The following is a 16,683-nucleotide window of genomic DNA, read 5'->3' as shown; positions in this document are numbered from 1 at the left end:
GCCCCAGGAAGTCCAGCGGCGATGCTAGCGGAAACGGCGCCGGATTCAATGTGCGAACTTCCGCGAAACCGCGCCTTGCGCAGGGTCGGGTCATCGCCTAACCTGCCGCGTCCTCACAGGGAGCACTCCTGCATGTCGCTTCAACGCAACCGCAAACTCGTGCGCGACACCGCGCTGTTCCGGCACTGGGAGGGACTCGCCGCCAGCGCCTTCGATCCGATCCCGCTGCCGCAGCTGAAGGCGGCGCAGGCCGCGCTGCAGGGGCACATCGTGCTGCCCGGCGACCCCGACTACAACGCCGACCGGCAGCTCTTCAACCCGGTGTTCAACGCCTATCCGGTGGCGATCGTCTACTGCGCCGTCGAGAGCGACGTGGCGATCGCGCTGAAGCTCGCGCAGGACGTGCTCTTGCCGTTCACCGTGCGTTCCGGCGGCCACTGCACCGCCGGCTTCTCGGCCGGCTACGGCGTGCTGATCGACGTCAGCGCGCTGGACGAGGCCACGATCGACGCCGTCGCGCAGGTCGCCACCGTCGGCACCGGCTGCCCGTTCAGCAAGCTCGACCTGGCGCTCGACCAGGCCGGGCTGCACGTGCCCGGCGGCGAATGCCAGGACGTCTGCATCGGCGGCTACCTGCAGGGCGGCGGCTACGGCTTCACGTCGGTCACCTTCGGCATGAACTGCGACAACGTGATCGACATGCGGGTGATGCTGGCCGACGGCCGGGTCGTCACCGCGAGCCCCACCGCCAACACCGACCTGTGGTGGGCGATGCGCGGCGGTACCGGCGGCAACTTCGGCGTGCTGCTGTCGGTGCGCTACCAGCTGCGCCCGCTCGGCGACGTGTTCGGCTGGGCGCTGATCTGGCCGCTGCAGAGCACCGGCGATTTCGACAACGCGACCGGCGCGCTGATGGCGCTGCAGTCGGGCTACATGCTGGCGAACCTGCCGCAGGCGCTGAACATCCAGGTGTCGCTGTGCTACCAGCCCGGCACGCAGCCCGGACTGCCGCTGGAGCCGCAGCAGCCTTATCTGATGGTGCGCGGGCTGTATGTCGGATCGCAGGCCGACGGGCAGGCGGCGATCCAGCCGCTGTGCAATCTGCCGGGCGCGATCGTGCAGTGGACGGCGATGGACAGCTACTACAACCTCAACAAGGCCTTGCTGGACCAGCCGTACGGCATGCCGTGCCTGCCGCCCGACAGCCCGATGCCTTGCGAGGACAAGGCGTCGCGCTACGTGACGCGTCCGCTGGCGGCGGCCGAGTGGCTCGGGCTGCTGCAGTATTTCGTCACCGCGCCGAACGAGCTGACCTACTTCTACATGGAGTTCTACGGCGGCGCGATCAACGCGGTGCAGCCGCAGGCCAATGCCTTCGTGCACCGCAACTCGGCCTTCAACGCGGTGCTCGACGTGTTCTGGTTCGACGACGCGCACAAGCAGGCCTCGCAGGACTTCCTGCTCGGCTGGATGGACCTGATGGCGCCGATGTGGAACGGCGAGATCTACCAGAACTACCCGCGGCCGGACCAGCCCGGCTACGGCGCGGCCTACTGGGCCGATGCGCAGGCGGGGCTGTACGCGGTGAAGCTGAAGTACGACCCGACGCACGCCTTCCGCTTCGCGCAGGAGGTGGGTCCGGTGATGTCGCCGGGCGGCGGCATCGGGCCGGTGATCGAGCTGCCGGCCTGGCTGCAGCAGTGGCTGCAGCAGCCGATCGTTTACGACGCGCGGTGGACGGCGCAGCAGCTGCAGCCGTACCAGTGAGCGCCTCCGTTCGCCCGAACGGGCGGGGCGGCCGATCAGATTCACCCCAACGTTTGGGTATGGCCTGCCAGCGCCGTCTCGACAATAATCGCCGGCTGCTTGCAGACCAGGGGATGCGACATCGACGCGAATCTGTTGAACGAACTGCGGATCGACCACCGCGAACGTGAAGACGAAGGAGGCGGCGTGCCCCGCTGGGTCTGGGGACTTCTCGGCACCGTCATCGTCCTGGCGCTGCTGGGCGGCGCAGCCTGGTGGTTCCTCGGCGGCCGGCCGCTGGCCGTCAAGACGGCGGCCGCAACGGCCCCGCGTGCCGGCGGCGGCGCGGGGGCCATCCTGCAGGCCACCGGCTACATCACTGCGCGCCGCCAGGCCACCGTCTCGACCCAGCTGACCGGCACGCTGACCGAGGTGCTGATCGAAGAGGGCGACCGCGTCGAGAAGGGCCAGGTGCTGGCCCGCCTCGAAGACGGCGCGGTGCGCGCGACGCTGAACGTCGCGCGGGCCAACCTGCTGTCGACGCAGGCGCAGGTCGCGCAGGCCCGGGCGCAACTGGCCCAGGCCGCCGCCGATGCGCGGCGCCAGGACGAGCTCTCGGCCAGCGGCATGACGACGAAGCAGGGCGCCGAACAGGCTCGCACCGCGCTGGCCAGCGCCACCGCGATGCTCGAGGCCCGCCAGCGCGAATCCGACGCGGCGCGCGCGCAGGTCGCGCAGGCCCAGGTCAACTTCGACTACACGACCGTGCGCGCGCCGTTCGCCGGCGTCGTCACCGTGAAGGCGGCGCAGGTCGGCGAGATCGTCTCGCCGCTGTCGGCCGGCGGCGGCTTCACCCGCACCGGTGTCGGCACCATCGTCGACATGGGCTCGCTCGAGGTCGATGTCGACGTCAGCGAGGCCTACATCGGCCAGGTCAAGCCGGGCATGCCGGTCGAAGCGGTGCTCGACGCCTACCCCGACTGGCGCGTGCCGGCGCACGTGATCGCGATCGTGCCGTCGGCCGACCGCGGCAAGGCGACGGTCAAGGTGCGCGTCGGCTTCGAACAGAAGGACGCGCGCATGGTGCCCGACATGGGCGTGCGGGTGTCCTTCCTCAGCGCGAAGCCGGAGGCCGCCGCAGCCGGCACGCCGCCGCCGGTGCCCAAGGGGGTGCTGGTGCCGCCGCAGGCGCTGGCGCAGCGCGACGGCGGCACGGTGGTGTTCGTCGTCGCCGACGGCCGCGTGCAGCAGCGCAGCGTCAAGCCGGCGGCCGGCGACGTCGGCGGGCAGAAGCTGCTGCCCGATGGGCTGAAGCCCGGCGAGCGCGTCGTCGTGTCGCCGCCCGACACGCTGCGCGATGGCGCCGCGGTGCGGCCCGACGAAGCCGACTAGTCCCGGCCGATACGACAGAGATCGACCACACGAAACCCACAGGAGATTCCCATGGCCCAGCTGATCGAGATCCGCGACCTCTCCAAGGTGTACGAGCGCGGGCGCCAGAAGGTCGAGGTGCTGCACCACATCGACCTCAATGTCGCCCAGGGCGATTTCGTCGCGCTGATGGGCCCGTCGGGCTCCGGCAAGACGACGCTGCTGAACCTGATCGGCGGGCTCGACGTGCCCACCGGCGGCAGCATCAGCGTCGGCGGCCAGCGCATCGACCAGCTGAAGTCGGCTGCCCTCGCCAAGTGGCGCGCGTCGCGCGTCGGCTTCGTGTTCCAGTTCTACAACCTGATGCCGATGCTGTCGGCGCAGCGCAACGTCGAGCTGCCGCTGCTGCTGACCAAGCTGTCGGCCGCCGAGCGCAAGAAGCGCGCAGCGATCGCGCTGCAGCTGGTGGGGCTGGCCGACCGCGCGTCGCACAAGCCGACCGAGCTGTCGGGCGGCCAGCAGCAGCGGGTGTCGATCGCGCGCGCGATCGTCTCCGACCCGATGCTGCTGGTCTGCGACGAACCCACCGGCGACCTCGACCGCCAGTCGGCCGAAGACGTGCTGGCCCTGCTGCGCGTGCTGAACCGCGACCACGGCAAGACCATCGTGATGGTGACCCACGATCCGAAGGCCGCCGAGTACGCGCACCGCACGCACCACCTCGACAAGGGCAGCCTGGTCGGCCAGGCCGAGACGTCGGCGGTGGCGGCATGAGCCCGCGAAGGAGCCTGCGATGAAATACCTCCACCTCGTCTGGGCCTCGCTGTTCCGGCGCAAGACGCGCACCGTGCTGACGCTGGTCTCGATCATCGCGGCCTTCCTGCTGTTCGGGCTGCTCGATGCCGTGCGCACCTCGTTCTCGCAGGCCGGCCAGAGCGCGAACGGCGCGGCCCGGCTGCAGACCGGCTCGAAGCTGTCGTTCATCCAGACGCTGCCGTTGTCGCTCGCGCAGCAGATCGAGCGGGTCGACGGCGTGAAGGCGGTGGCCTATGCCAACTGGTTCGGCGGTGCCTACCAGGACCCGCACAACCAGGTGTTCAGCTTCGCGGTGGCACCCAACTACCTCGACCTGTTCCCCGAGGTCGCGGTGAGCGACGCCGAGCGCAAGGCCTTTATCGGCACCCGCACCGGCGCGCTGGTCGGCGAGAAGCTCGCGCAGCGCTTCGGCTGGAAGGTGGGCGACCGGGTACCGCTGCAGTCGAACATCTTCCCCGACCGCTCGGGCAGCAAGAACTGGCAGTTCGACATCGTCGGCATCCTGCATGCCACCGACAAGAAGACCGGCGGCTTCTTCGACCAGATGTTCCTGCTGAACTGGAAGTACTTCGACGAGACCACGCCGTACAACCAGGGCGCGGCCGGCTGGTACGTGACCCGCGTGACCGACGTGAACCAGGCCGACCGCGTCGCGAAGGCGATCGACGCGCTGTCGGCCAACTCGGACCACGAGACGCGCACGCAGACCGAGCAGGCGGCCACCGCGTCGTGGATGAAGCAGCTGGCCGACATCGGGCTGATCGTCGGCTCGATCATGGGCGCGGTGTTCTTCACGCTGCTGCTGCTGTCGGGCAACACGATGATGCAGGCGGTGCGCGAGCGCACCAGCGAGATCGCGGTGCTGAAGACGATCGGCTTCTCCGGCCGCAGCGTGCTGGCGATGGTGCTGGCCGAATCGGTGCTGCTGCTGATGCTGGGCGGGCTGGCCGGGCTGGGCCTCGCGACGCTGATCATCCCGGCCGTCAGCGCCGGCAGCGGCGGCATGCTGAACCTGCCGTCGGTCGGCTCGGGCAGCTGGACGCTCGGCATCGCGCTGATGGCGGGCATCGGCATCGTCGTGGGCGCCTTGCCGGCCTGGAACGCGATGCGCCTGAACATCGTCGACGCCCTCGCGGGCCGCTGAAGGAGATCCCGTGAACTGGTTGATCAACATCGGTCTGTTGCTGGTGCTGGCCCTCGTGCTGGCCGCGTGGGTGATGCTGCCGTGGCCGGGCGCGCTGGCGCTGGCGGTGCTGCTGGCCGGGTGGTTGCTGCTGACGCGGCGCGGCCGGCAGACGCTGTCGGTGGCCAACGTCGGCATCAGCACGCTGACGCAGCGCCTGGGGTCGTCCGGCGTGATCGTGGTCGGCATCGCCGGCGTGGTCGGCGTGCTGGTCTCGCTGCTGTCGATGGCCGAGGGCTATGCCGAGACGCTGCGCCGCACCGGCGGCACCGACAGCGTGATCGTGATGCGCGGCGGCTCGGCGTCGGAGGTGTCGTCCGTGCTGACGCGCGAGAACATCGCGCTGATCCAGCAGGCCGACGGCATCGCGCGCAACGACAAGGGCGAGCCGCTGGCCTCCGAAGAGCTGGTGGTGGCGGCCAACCTGCCGGTGAAGGGCGGGGCGCCCGGCGAGGAAGGCAGCGTGCAGCTGCGCGGCGTCGGCGAGCGGGCGTGGGCAGTGCGGCCGCGGGCGAAGATCATCGCCGGCAAGGCCTTCGGGCCGGGCCTGCGCGAACTGGTGGTCGGGCAGGGCGCGGCACGGCAGTTCGCCGGGCTGGTGCCGGGCGGCACGGTGCGCCTGGGCGCGCAGACTTGGACGGTGGCCGGCGTGTTCGCGACCGGCGATGCGCTCGAATCGGAGATCTGGGCCGACGGCAACGTCGTGGCCGACACCTACCGCCGCGGCGGCAGCCGCACCTCGGTGACCGCGAAGCTGGCCGATCCGCAGGCCTTCAAGACGCTGAAGGCGGCGCTCGAAGCCAACCCGCAGCTGCAGGTCGACGCGACCACCACGCTCGACTACTTCAGCAAGCAGTCCGAAGGCGTCACCAAGGTGCTGCGCATCATCGGTATCACGGTCGGCAGCATCATGGCGATCGGCGCGATGTTCGGCGCGCTGAACACGATGTTCGCCGCGGTGGCGGCGCGGGCGCGCGAGATCGCGACGCTGCGCGCGATCGGTTTCTCCGGCGTGCCGGTGGTGGTGGCGGTGATGCTCGAGACCATGCTGCTCGCGCTCATCGGCGGCGTGCTCGGCGGGCTGCTGGCGTGGGCGGTGTTCGACGGCTACGGCGCGTCGACGATGGCGGCCGGCTCGGTCGGCAAGCTCAGTTTTGCGCTGCGGGTGTCGCCCGACCTGCTGTGGACGGGCCTCAAATGGGCGCTGGCCATCGGCTTCATCGGCGGGCTGTTCCCGGCGGTGCGCGCAGCGCGGCTGCCGGTGACGACGGCGTTGCGCGAACTCTGAGCAGGGTGCCGTCGAGGGCCGGGCGATGATCGATGCCGCGACCCAGGCCCTGGTGCTGCAGCACTATCCGATGCTGCGCGAGTTGCCCGACGTGCAGCTCGCGCAGCTGCTGGCCGACGCGGCGCTGCTGCGCATGCCGGCCGGCAGCCTGATGTTCGACGAGAACCAGCCGTGCCGGGGCTTTCCGCTGCTGCTGTCGGGCAGCGTGCGCATCGTCAAGGCGGCGCCCAGCGGGCGCGAGCTGCACCTGTACCAGGTGCGGCCGGGCGACAGCTGCATCCTGACCAGCAGCTGCCTGCTCGGCCACGCGCCGTACCACGCGCGCGGCGTGGCCGAGCGCGACCTCGAGCTCGTCGTGCTGCCGCCGGCGGCGTTCAAGCGCCTGATGGGGCAGCTGGAGTCGTTTCGCGAGCTTGTGTTCAGCAATTTCTCGCAGCGACTCACCGACCTGATGGCGCTGGTGTCGGCGGTCGCGTTCCAGAAGCTCGACCAGCGCCTGGCGGCACTGCTGGTGGCGCGCGAATCGCCGCTGCGCACCACGCACCAGGCGCTGGCCGACGAACTCGGCAGCGTGCGCGAGATCGTCAGCCGGCTGCTGAAGAACTTTGCGGACCAGGGCTGGCTGCGGCTCGGGCGCGAGCAGATCGAGGTGCTGGACGCGGCGGCGCTGGCGCGCTTCGTCGCGCTGTGAGGGTGTCGCCGGCTGTGTGACCTGGGTCACAGAGGCCGCCCCCCACCTGCGCCACACTGGCCGCATGAACATCGACTGGAACAGCTTCACGCCGTGGGCCTCGCTGGCCGGCGGCCTGGGCATCGGGCTGGCGGCGGCCCTCTACCTGCTCGGTAACGGCCGCATTGCCGGCATTGCCGGCATCGTCGCGGCGCCCTGGCGGGCGGTGCTCGCGCGGGCGCCGCTGCAGGCGCATCGCGGCTCGCTGGCCTTCATCGGCGGACTGCTGCTCGCCCCATGGGCCTGGCGGCTGTGGGCGCCGTGGCCGGCCGTCTCGGTGGATGTCGGGCCCGGCGCGTTGATCGCCGCCGGCCTGCTGGTGGGCATCGGCGTGCGCCTGGGCAACGGCTGCACCAGCGGGCACGGCGTGTGCGGGTTGAGCCGGCTGTCGCGACGTTCGCTGGCCAACGTGCTGGCCTTCATGGGCGCCGGCTTTGCCACCGTGTTCGTGCTGCGGCACCTTTTGTGAAGGAGACGGGGATGGGATCCTTCATCGCGTTGCTGAGCGGCTTGGTCTTCGGCCTCGGGCTGATCGCTAGCGGCATGACCGACCCGGCCCAGGTCAAGGGCTTCCTCGACCTGGCCGGTGCGTGGAACCCGGGCCTTGCGCTGGTGATGGCCGGCGCGATCGCGGTCGGGCTGCCGGCCTTCGCGATCGCGCGGCGCCGCCGCACCGCCTGGTCCGGCGCGGCGATGGACATCCCGGCCAGCACCGTGGTCGATGCACGGCTGGTCGGCGGCGGCGTGCTGTTCGGCATCGGTTGGGGCATCGGCGGCTTCTGCCCGGGGCCGGCGCTGGTGGCGCTGGCCCGCGGCTGGTGGCCGGCGGCGCTGTTCGTCGCGGCGATGCTGGCCGGCATGGCGATCCACGACCGCTGGCTCGCCGCCCGCTGACAGGAGCCGCGATGCTGGTCTTCCGCCAACTCTTCGACGCACCGTCGTCCACCTACACCTACCTGCTCGGCGATGACGTGGCGGGCGAGGCGGTGCTCATCGACCCGGTCTACGAGCATGTGCGCCGCGACGCCGCGCTGCTGCGCGAACTGGGCCTGCGCCTGGTGGCGACGCTCGACACCCATGTGCATGCCGACCACGTCACCGGCGCCTGGCTGCTGAAGCAGCGGCTGGGCAGCTGCATCCTGCTGTCGCAGGCCGCGGGCGTGCACGAGGCCGATCGCCTGCTCGCGCACGGCGATCGCGTGGCCTTCGGCACGCGCCACCTGCAGGTGCGCGCGACGCCCGGCCACACCGACGGCTGCCTCACCTATGTGATGGACGACGAACGCATGGCCTTCACCGGCGACGCGCTGCTGATCCGCGGCTGCGGCCGCACCGATTTCCAGCAGGGCAGCGCGGGGCAGCTGTACCGCTCGGTGCAGCAGCAGATCCTGTCGCTGCCGCCAGGGTGCCTGCTGTACCCGGCGCATGACTACCGCGGGCTCACTGCGACCAGCGTGGCCGAGGAGCGCCGCTACAACCCGCGCCTGGGCGGCGATGCGAGCCTTGCGGACTTCGAGGGCTACATGACGAACCTGGGCCTGCCGCACCCGAAGCTGATGCAGATCGCGGTGCCGGCCAACCTGCGCTGCGGGCGGCCCGAGGGCGACACCGCGCTGCCGCAGGAGCCGGGCTGGGCGCCGCTCACCTTCAGCTTCGGCGGCGTGTGGGAGATCCAGCCGACGGCGCTGGCCGAGCGGCTGGCGGCCGGTGACGTGCAGGTGACCGACGTGCGCGAGCCGGCGGAGTTCAACGATGCCTTCGGCCACATCCGCGGGGCGCGGCTCGTGCCGCTGGCCGAGCTGGCGGCGCGCAGCGGCGAGATCGCGCGCGATCGCCCGGTGGTGACGGTGTGCCGCTCGGGCGCGCGCTCGGCGCAGGCGCAGGTGCTGCTGCAGAAAGCGGGTTTCGGCGCGCTGGCCAACCTGGCTGGTGGCATGCTGCGCTGGCGCGCCGACGCCTTGCCGGTGGAAGGCGCCGCGCACTGATTTGACCGCGCAAGGAGATGGCCATGGACCGACCTGGTTCCGACACGGTGTTCGCCGGATCGATTCCCGATCTCTACGACACCCAGCTGGTGCCCTTGATCTTTGCGCCGTATGCGGCCGACCTGGCGCACCGTGCGGCGCAGATCGGCCCGGCCAGCGTGCTGGAAACGGCGGCCGGCACGGGCGTCGTCACGCGCGCGCTGGCGACGGCCCTGCCCCAGTCGGTGGCGCTGGTGGCCACCGACCTGAACCCGCCGATGCTGGCACGCGCCGCCGCGGTGGGCACCTCGCGGCCGGTGCAATGGCAGCAGGCCGATGCGTTGCAACTGCCCTTCGACGACGGGCGCTTCGAGCTCGTCGTCTGCCAGTTCGGCGCGATGTTCTTTCCGGACAAGCCACGCGCCTTCGCCGAGGCGCGGCGCGTGCTCAGGCGCGGCGGCACGCTGTTGTTCAATGTGTGGGACCGCATCGAGGCGAACGAGTTCGCCGACACGGTGACGCAGGCGCTGGCCGTGCGCTATCCGGAGGACCCGCCGCGCTTCATGGCGCGCACGCCGCATGGCTACTTCGAGCGCACGGCGATCGAGGCCGACCTGCGGGCGGGCGGCTGGCGCGAGACTGTGCATGTCCAGACGCTGGCTGCGCGCAGCCGGGCCGGGTCGGCGCTGATGGTGGCGCGTGCCTACTGCGAGGGCACGCCGTTGCGTGGCGAGATCGAGGCGCGGTCCGCCGGCGCCCTGGCCGGTGCCACGGCGGCCTGCGCCGAGGCGCTGGCCGCGCGCTTCGGACGGGGTGCGGTGGACGGACAGATCCAGGCCCACGTCGTCGCGGTGCGCAAGGACACGTAGCCGGGGTCGCGTGAGCGCGCGTCAGCGCAGCGAGGTCAGCCAGTCGCAGCGCAGCCGGCGGGCCTGGTGCAGCCAGCGCCGCAGCGCCACGTAGCGCCCGGGCACGAAGAACAGCAGCACGCAGCCGCCGGCCGCGACCGGCCGGTGCAGGATCAGCGCCGCCGGCAACCCCATCCAGCCCATCACCCACAGCGTCAGCACCGCGTCCCACGCGTGGTACTCGACCGGCTGCAGCGGCCGGTGGCTCACATGCCACTGCTTCACGGCGTGCAATTGGTCGAGTGTCATCGTGCGGTCCCGCGGGGGTCCGATGACTGTAGCCAGTCAGGCCGTCTTGTTCAACGCGAACGACGCCAGCACCGTGTCGGTGACCGACGAGTTCTCGAACGCCCAGCCGGCGGCGAAGTCGCTGGGCACGCCCCAGCCGTCGTACTGGAAGTAGACGATGTCCAGCCCGGCTGCTTCGGCCAGCGACATCGCATCGGCCACCCAGCGGCCGCGGTCTGCCGACGGAGCGGCGCGGGTGCAGCCGACCTCGCCCAGCATCATGCGCACCGAATGCGTGGCGGCGTAGTCGAGCGCCGGCTGCAAGTCGGCCGCGAGCGCGGCCTTGTTCCACAGCTGCGGCGCGGTGAACGAGCTGTCTTGCGTGACCGATGGGTAGAACACCGTGCCGGCGGCCGGGTGGTCGCCGACGCCCTGGTGCGTGAAGTAGTGCGGGCCGTAGCAGTGGAAGCTGTACACCGTCTTCGCGTCGCCGTTCGGCTGCAGGTCGGCGAAGTTCTTCTGGTCGCCCCACACCGGCTGCAGGATCACCCAGCGGTCGGGGTCGACATGGCGGATCTGCGCGAGCGCCAGCTGGTGCAGCAGGTTCCAGGCGTCCTTCGCCACCGCATGGTTGTTGGCGATCTCGCCGGCGGTGCGGCCTTGCGGCTCGTTCAGCAGGTCGAACACGATGCCCTGCACGCCGAGGTACTTCTGCGCCAGCTCGCCCCAGGCCTCGACGAATTCCGCCTGTGCCGAGGGGTCGGACCACAGCGCGCGGCCGTCGTCGGGCCAGACGCCGCGGCTCGGCCAGTTGACGTCGAGCGTGGCGGCCAGCACCACGTGCATGCGCTGCGACAGGCACCAGTCGATCAGCGTGCCCCATTGCGCGACCGAAGCCTGCAGGCGCGCGGCCAGCGATTCGCCGGGCAGCAGCGCCGCGCCGGTCTGGAAGTCGAACGGCTGGATGAACAGGCGCGCGACGTTGGCGCCGGCCTGCGGCAGCTCGGGCACGTGGGTCCAGTGGCTGGCGCTGGTATCGGTCCAGCCGTGGTCCGGGTAGATGCCGGTGCCGCGCAGGCGGGGCAGCGCGGCCGACAGCGGCGGCAGGCCGGGGGCCGGCGGCGCGGGCGGAACCGGTGCCGGCGGGACCGGCGCGGGCGGCGTGCCGCCGACCGGCGCGGGGGCCGGACTGCTGTCGCCGCCACCGCCACCGCAGGCCGCCAGGGCCAGCAGCACGGCGGAACTCAGACCCTTCAAGACAAGGCGGCGGCTCGCCAGATCGGCGCGCAAGGCATCGGACACGTGAATCCCTCCAGTGGTTGTGGCGGGATTGTCCGCGGGAGGCGCCGCTGCGGCGGCCCCCCGGATCCGGTGGACTCAGTAAGCGGCTGTGAAGCGCTTGCGGATGTGCTTCGGCGTTTCGATCTCGTCGACGATCGCGACCGCGAGGTCGGCCACCGACAGGCCGGCCGGCTTGTCGCCGTCCATCAGCAGTTCTTCGGCGCCGATGCGGAACTTGCCGGTGCGCGGCCCGGGCGCGAGCAGCGCGGCGGGCGACAGGAAGGTCCAGTCCAGCGAGGTCTCGTCGCGGATCTGGTTCAGCGCTTCGCGGGCGGCGAGGGCGCCTTGCTTGTACTCGGCCGGGAAGTGCGGCGTGTCGACCAGCTGCACGCCGGGCGCGACGAACAGGCTGCCGGCGCCGCCGACCACCAGCACCCGCTTGACGCCAGCGCGCTTGACGCCGTCGAGGATGGCGCGCGTGCCCTGCAGGAACAGGTCGTGGATGCGCGGCTCGCTCCAGCCGGGGTTGTACGAATCGATCACCGCGTCATGGCCTTCGACCGCGGCGGCCACCTGGGCGGCATCGAGCGCATCGGCCTTGACGACCTTCAGGCCGAGCTGGCCGGCGAGTTTTTCGGGGCTGCGGGCCAGCGCGGTGACCTGGTGGCCGCGCGACAGCAGTTCTTTCAGCACTTCGGAGCCGACGAAGCCGGTGGCACCGATCAGGGCGATCTTCATGGGGTGGTCCTGGGAAAGTGGTTGTCGATGGCGAGATGATCCAGGCTTCACAATGGGCGCGCCAGTCGCTCATTTCGAACAACATTCTTTAGTCGGGCTTCACAATCATGGATGATTTGCGCCGCATGGCCTTGTTTGCCGAGGTGGTGCGCCTCGGCTCGATGAGCGGTGCCGCGCGGGCGCTGGGGCTCAGCACGTCGGCGGTGAGCCAGCAGATGCGCGCGCTGGAGCAGGGCAGCGGCGTGACGCTGCTGCACCGCTCGACGCGCAAGCTGACGCTGACCGATGCGGGGGCGCGCTTTGCCGAGCATTGCCGCGCGATGGTCGATGCCGCCGAGCAGGCGCGCCGGCAACTGACGCTGGCGCATGACGCGCCCGTGGGCGAGCTGCGCCTTTCGGCGCCGGTGGGTTTTGCGCGCTACATCGCGCCGGCGCTGGCGCCGCTGCTGGCCGATCACCCGGGGCTGACGCTGCGGCTGCTGGTGGACGACGCGATGATCGATCTGATCGACGCGCGCATCGACCTCGCGCTGCGCGCCGGGCGCATGCCCGATTCGACCCACGTCGCGCGGCGGCTGTGCAGCTTCGCGTGGATCCTGTGCGCGGCGCCGACGTACCTGCACCGGCATGGCACGCCGCAGACGCCGAAGGAACTGCTGGCGCACCAGTGGATCGTGCTGTCGCGCGATGGCACCGCGCTGTCGTTCGAGATGCGGCGCGGCGAGACCGAGCATGAAACGCTGCGGCTGGAGGCGCGCATCACCAGCAACAACCAGCTGAGCCTGCAGCAGATGTGCCTGGCGGGGTTGGGCATCGCGCTGCTGACGCGGGCGGATGCGGACGAGGACCTGCGCTCGGGGCGGCTGGTTCAGTTGATGCCCGACTGGCAGACGCCGGGGATTCCGGTGTGGGCGGTGACGCCGCAGCGGGACAACCAGCCGGCGAAGGTGCGGCATGCGGTGGCGGCGTTGCAGGGGTATTTGATGGGGGTGCCTGGGGCGGTGGCGTGACGCCACGTGCCGACATGGACCCGCAAATCTGCCGCGCTTCGGGCGTCAGATCAGGATGCTTCGATCCACGCGGCGAATATCCGTCCTCCCACAAAACGCCATCGTCGTGTCCAGTTCCTTCGCGATGATCTGCAGCGCCTTCGTCACCCCGGCCTCGCCCATCGCGCCGAGGCCGTAGATGAAGGAGCGGCCGATCATCGTGCCCTTGGCGCCGAGCGCGACGGCTTTCAGCACATCTTGGCCAGAACGGATCCCACCATCCATCCACACCTCGATGCGCGACCCCACCGCATCGACGACGCCCGGCAGGGCCTCGATCGACGACAGTGCGCCGTCCAGCTGGCGCCCGCCGTGGTTCGACACGATCAGCGCATCCGCGCCGGTGTCGGCCGCGAGCCGGGCGTCTTCTGCATCCAGGATGCCCTTCAGGATCAGCTTGCCGCCCCAGCGCTTCTTGATCCATTCCACGTCGGCCCAGCTCAGCGCCGGGTCGAACTGGTCGGCCGTCCATGAGCCCAGCGACGACATGTCGGCCACGCCCTTCACATGGCCGACGATGTTGCCGAACGTGCGCCGCGGCGTGCCCAGCATCGCCATGCACCAGCGCGGCTTGGTCGCCAGGTTGATCAGGTTCGCGAGGGTCGGCTTCGGTGGGGCCGACAGGCCGTTCTTCAGGTCTTTGTGCCGCTGGCCGAGGATCTGCAGGTCCAGCGTCAGCACCAGCGCACCGCACTTCGCAGCCTTCGCGCGGTCGATCAGCCGCTCGACGAAATCGCGGTCCTTCATCACGTAGAGCTGGAACCAGAACGGCGCCTTCGTGTGGGCGGCCACGTCCTCGATCGACGCGATGCTCATCGTCGACAACGTGAACGGCACGCCGAATTTCTCGGCCGCGCGCGCCGCGTGGATCTCGCCGTCGGGATGCTGCATGCCGCACATGCCGATCGGCGCCAGCGCCACCGGCATCGCGACGTCGACACCGATCATCTGCGTGCGCAGCGACCGGTTGGCCAGGTTCACCGCCACGCGCTGGCGCAGCTTGATCTTCTGGAACTCGCTCTCGTTGGCGCGGTAGGTGCCCTCGGTGTACGAGCCGGAGTCGGCGTAGTCGTAGAACATGCGCGGCACGCGCTTTTGGGCGAGGACGCGAAGGTCTTCGATGCAGGTGATCACGGGCATGGGGGTCCTGGTCTCCAGAGGTGGGCGAACGCCCGCCATGCTAGTGGCGCAAGGCGCCGGCCGACCGGAAAGATCTTCCGGATTAACCCGACAGGCGCTCCGCCACCAGTCCCCGTGCCTCGGCCAGCGCAGCCGTCGCGATCTCGTCGCAGGTCTCGCGCAGCCATTGCGCGAACGCCGGGGCGGCTCCTTCATCACCGTGCGGCAGCAGCCGGTACTGCCGCGACGGCGTGATCGCCAGCGCAAACAGAGGCCGCAGCGCGCCGCTCGTGAGCCATGGCCTTGCCAGGCTCGGCCGCGCCAACGCCACGCCTTGGCCGCCGGCGGCGGCCTCCAGCGTCAGCCCCAGGTCGACCAGCTTGGTGCCCTGCGCCGGTTCGCCCCAATCGAGTCCCGCGGCACGGAACCATGGCGTCCACGGCTCGATCGGCGTGCGCAGCAACGGTGCATCGGCCAGGTCGGCCGGGGTGCGCAACGGCGGCAGGCGCTCGATCAGCGACGGCGCCGCCATCGCCATCGCCACGTCGCGCATCAGCAGCTGGCCTTCGGCGGCCTCGCCGTCGAGGTGGCGCACCTCGATGTCGGACTCGGCCCCCGCCACGTCGAGGAACGGGATCGACAGCGCGATCTCCAGCTCGACCTGCGGATGCGCGCGCGTGAAGCGCTGCAGCGCCGGCACCAGGATCTGCCGCGCGAAGGTCGGCGGCGCGGTGATGCGCAGCCGCTGCGTGCGCTGCGCCGAGCGCTGGTGCAGCGGCACCGCGGCCAGCAGCGCGAGCGCGGCCGCCACCTGCGGCAGGTACTCCTTGCCGGCCGGCGTCAGCGCGAGCGCGCGTGCCGAGCGCGTCAGCAGCACGGTGCCGAGCAGTTCCTCGAGCGTCGCGATGCGCTTGCCGATCGCGCTGGCGCTCACGTGCAGCTCGTCGGCCGCGCGCTCGAAGCTGCCGAGGCGGGCCGCGCATTCGAAGGCGCGCAGCCCGTCGATCGACGGGTAGCGGAGTTGGTCGGTGTTCACGCGCCGCGCCGCTTGCGCGGCACGAAGTTCAGCTTGCCGGCCGCCTTCAGCGCTTCGGCGCTCACCTGCACCGGCTGCGCCGGCTGCTCCTGCAGTTGGTCGGGGTGCCACAGCACCAGCTGCGCCGCGCCTTCCGGCACGTTGTCGATGCGGGCGATGCCGTTCTCGTCGGTCTTCGCGAACCACGGCGTGTCGGTCACATACACCTGGCCGCGCATCGACGAATGCAGGTGGCAGCCGAGCCCGATCGGGCCGGCCGCGTCGACCTTGATGTCGGCCTGCGAGCTGCCGCTCTTCTTGTTGCGCGGTGCAGCGCTCTTGTACTCGTCGTAGCCGCTGTTGCCGCCACCGGCCGCAGCCGACTCCGAGCCGTCGAGCCGCAGCTCGAAGCTCGTCACCGCCGGCATGCTGCCCAGCGGCCCGCTCGGCACCGAGCGCACATGGTGGTCGTAGCTGTCGCGGTTCAGGAAGCGCAGCGTCGTGCCGGCCGGCACCACCGTCAGGAAGGGCACGAAGCGCAGGTTCTCCTGCGCGATCAGCACCGGGGCCGCCCCCGGCTTCAGCAGCGGCTTGATCGCCGGCTCGATCAGCACGACGGTGTCGATGGCCGGCTTGCCGTCGGCATCGGTCACGAGGACCTGCACGGTGGCGGCCTGCGCGCCGAGTGCGACGAGGGTGGTGAGGGCAAGCGCGAGGACGCGCGGGATCCGTTCGAGGTGGCTCATGGGCTGTGCAATCCGTGGGGTCAGGGGGTGTTGATGATGTCGCGGTGCATCGGCGCGAGTAGCGCGAGCAGCTTGTTCTGCGCGGTGAACGCAATGCCTTGCGCGTCCATCGCCTGCTGCAGCACCTCGACCAGTGCGTTGAAATTGTTCTTGTTGATGTCCATGCCGGCATGCGCCTGCTTCATGTCGGGGCCCTTGCGCTGGCACGGGCCGCCCGACACCTGGCAGAACTGCGTGACCAGCTCGGCCTTCACGTGTGCCTGGTCGACGTCCTTGAAGAACGGGTTCATCCGCGGGTCGGCCAGCAGCCGGACCATGAAATCGTCGACCAGCTTCACCAGGCCAGGCTGCGCGCCGAGCTGCCGGTACAGCGCGTCGTCGATCTGGGTGGCGGTGTTGGTGGATTGCGCCTGGGCGCTGCCGGCCGCGATCGCGGCGCCGAGCAGCAGCGCGCGAGCGCAGAGGGATAGGGTGCGGGTCATCGGGGATCTCCGTGGCAGG

At 70.7% G+C, this 16,683-nt stretch carries 18 protein-coding genes; 11 read left to right on the top strand and 7 right to left on the bottom strand.

Features of this window, described 5'->3' with window-relative positions:
* Positions 1-132: 132 nt before the first annotated feature.
* The 10 genes from FHT26_RS24730 (at position 133) to FHT26_RS24685 (ending at position 9,967) form a co-directional block, all read left to right on the top strand.
* The gene (locus FHT26_RS24730; RefSeq protein WP_168562753.1) at positions 133-1,767 is read left to right on the top strand and encodes an FAD-binding oxidoreductase; all 1,635 of its coding nucleotides are present in this window, start codon (positions 133-135) and stop codon (positions 1,765-1,767) included.
* A 186-nt stretch (positions 1,768-1,953) separates the two neighbouring features.
* Complete coding sequence (locus FHT26_RS24725; protein WP_210427577.1) at positions 1,954-3,138, top strand: efflux RND transporter periplasmic adaptor subunit; 1,185 nt, start codon at positions 1,954-1,956, stop codon at positions 3,136-3,138.
* Between the two features lie 51 nt (positions 3,139-3,189).
* Positions 3,190-3,891, top strand: a complete 702-nt coding sequence (locus tag FHT26_RS24720; RefSeq protein ID WP_168562752.1) for an ABC transporter ATP-binding protein — start codon at positions 3,190-3,192, stop codon at positions 3,889-3,891.
* Positions 3,892-3,910: 19 nt separating this feature from the next.
* Complete coding sequence (locus tag FHT26_RS24715; RefSeq protein WP_168562751.1) at positions 3,911-5,077, top strand: ABC transporter permease; 1,167 nt, start codon at positions 3,911-3,913, stop codon at positions 5,075-5,077.
* A gap of 10 nt (positions 5,078-5,087) precedes the next feature.
* Positions 5,088-6,404, top strand: coding sequence for an ABC transporter permease (locus FHT26_RS24710; protein WP_168562750.1), 1,317 nt, complete (start codon positions 5,088-5,090; stop codon positions 6,402-6,404).
* A gap of 25 nt (positions 6,405-6,429) precedes the next feature.
* Positions 6,430-7,095, top strand: a complete 666-nt coding sequence (locus FHT26_RS24705; RefSeq protein WP_168562749.1) for a Crp/Fnr family transcriptional regulator — start codon at positions 6,430-6,432, stop codon at positions 7,093-7,095.
* Between the two features lie 64 nt (positions 7,096-7,159).
* The gene (locus FHT26_RS24700) at positions 7,160-7,603 is read left to right on the top strand and encodes a YeeE/YedE family protein (protein WP_168562748.1); all 444 of its coding nucleotides are present in this window, start codon (positions 7,160-7,162) and stop codon (positions 7,601-7,603) included.
* Positions 7,604-7,614: 11 nt separating this feature from the next.
* Complete coding sequence (locus FHT26_RS24695) at positions 7,615-8,028, top strand: DUF6691 family protein (RefSeq protein ID WP_168562747.1); 414 nt, start codon at positions 7,615-7,617, stop codon at positions 8,026-8,028.
* Between the two features lie 14 nt (positions 8,029-8,042).
* Positions 8,043-9,119, top strand: a complete 1,077-nt coding sequence (locus tag FHT26_RS24690) for a rhodanese-like domain-containing protein (protein ID WP_168562852.1) — start codon at positions 8,043-8,045, stop codon at positions 9,117-9,119.
* A gap of 23 nt (positions 9,120-9,142) precedes the next feature.
* On the top strand, positions 9,143-9,967 hold the full coding sequence (locus tag FHT26_RS24685; protein ID WP_168562746.1) for a class I SAM-dependent methyltransferase: 825 nt from the start codon (positions 9,143-9,145) through the stop codon (positions 9,965-9,967).
* Between the two features lie 21 nt (positions 9,968-9,988).
* On the opposite strand, the gene FHT26_RS24680 is transcribed toward FHT26_RS24685, so the two are convergent.
* From FHT26_RS24680 to FHT26_RS24670, 3 genes are all read right to left on the bottom strand, one after another.
* Positions 9,989-10,255: a hypothetical protein gene (locus FHT26_RS24680; protein WP_168562745.1), complete on the bottom strand. Its 267-nt coding sequence runs from the start codon at positions 10,253-10,255 to the stop codon at positions 9,989-9,991.
* Between the two features lie 36 nt (positions 10,256-10,291).
* Complete coding sequence (locus tag FHT26_RS24675; protein ID WP_168562744.1) at positions 10,292-11,536, bottom strand: cellulase family glycosylhydrolase; 1,245 nt, start codon at positions 11,534-11,536, stop codon at positions 10,292-10,294.
* 75 nt (positions 11,537-11,611) lie between these two features.
* On the bottom strand, positions 11,612-12,253 hold the full coding sequence (locus tag FHT26_RS24670; RefSeq protein WP_168562743.1) for an NAD(P)-dependent oxidoreductase: 642 nt from the start codon (positions 12,251-12,253) through the stop codon (positions 11,612-11,614).
* Positions 12,254-12,360: 107 nt separating this feature from the next.
* Between FHT26_RS24670 and FHT26_RS24665 the strand changes: the two genes are divergently transcribed.
* Entirely contained in the window at positions 12,361-13,263 is a 903-nt protein-coding gene (locus FHT26_RS24665; RefSeq protein ID WP_168562742.1) for a LysR family transcriptional regulator, read from the top strand.
* Between the two features lie 45 nt (positions 13,264-13,308).
* On the opposite strand, the gene FHT26_RS24660 is transcribed toward FHT26_RS24665, so the two are convergent.
* The 4 genes from FHT26_RS24660 to FHT26_RS24645 form a co-directional block, all read right to left on the bottom strand.
* Positions 13,309-14,442 carry an alpha-hydroxy acid oxidase gene (locus tag FHT26_RS24660; RefSeq protein ID WP_168562741.1) on the bottom strand — a complete coding sequence of 378 codons (1,134 nt, stop codon included), beginning with the start codon at positions 14,440-14,442 and terminating at the stop codon, positions 13,309-13,311.
* Between the two features lie 82 nt (positions 14,443-14,524).
* Positions 14,525-15,457, bottom strand: a complete 933-nt coding sequence (locus tag FHT26_RS24655) for a LysR substrate-binding domain-containing protein (protein ID WP_168562740.1) — start codon at positions 15,455-15,457, stop codon at positions 14,525-14,527.
* Positions 15,454-16,182 carry a cupredoxin domain-containing protein gene (locus FHT26_RS24650; protein ID WP_168562739.1) on the bottom strand — a complete coding sequence of 243 codons (729 nt, stop codon included), beginning with the start codon at positions 16,180-16,182 and terminating at the stop codon, positions 15,454-15,456. Before FHT26_RS24650 ends, FHT26_RS24655 begins: the two co-directional genes overlap by 4 nt.
* A 20-nt stretch (positions 16,183-16,202) precedes the next feature.
* Positions 16,203-16,664: a group I truncated hemoglobin gene (locus FHT26_RS24645; RefSeq protein ID WP_168562738.1), complete on the bottom strand. Its 462-nt coding sequence runs from the start codon at positions 16,662-16,664 to the stop codon at positions 16,203-16,205.
* Positions 16,665-16,683: the final 19 nt, after the last annotated feature.

It is taken from the genome of Rhizobacter sp. SG703, from assembly GCF_012275445.1.
Lineage (GTDB): Bacteria > Pseudomonadota > Gammaproteobacteria > Burkholderiales > Burkholderiaceae_C > Rhizobacter.
Note: the sequence above shows the minus strand (reverse complement) of the source record. Positions and strands in the feature narration are given on the sequence as shown.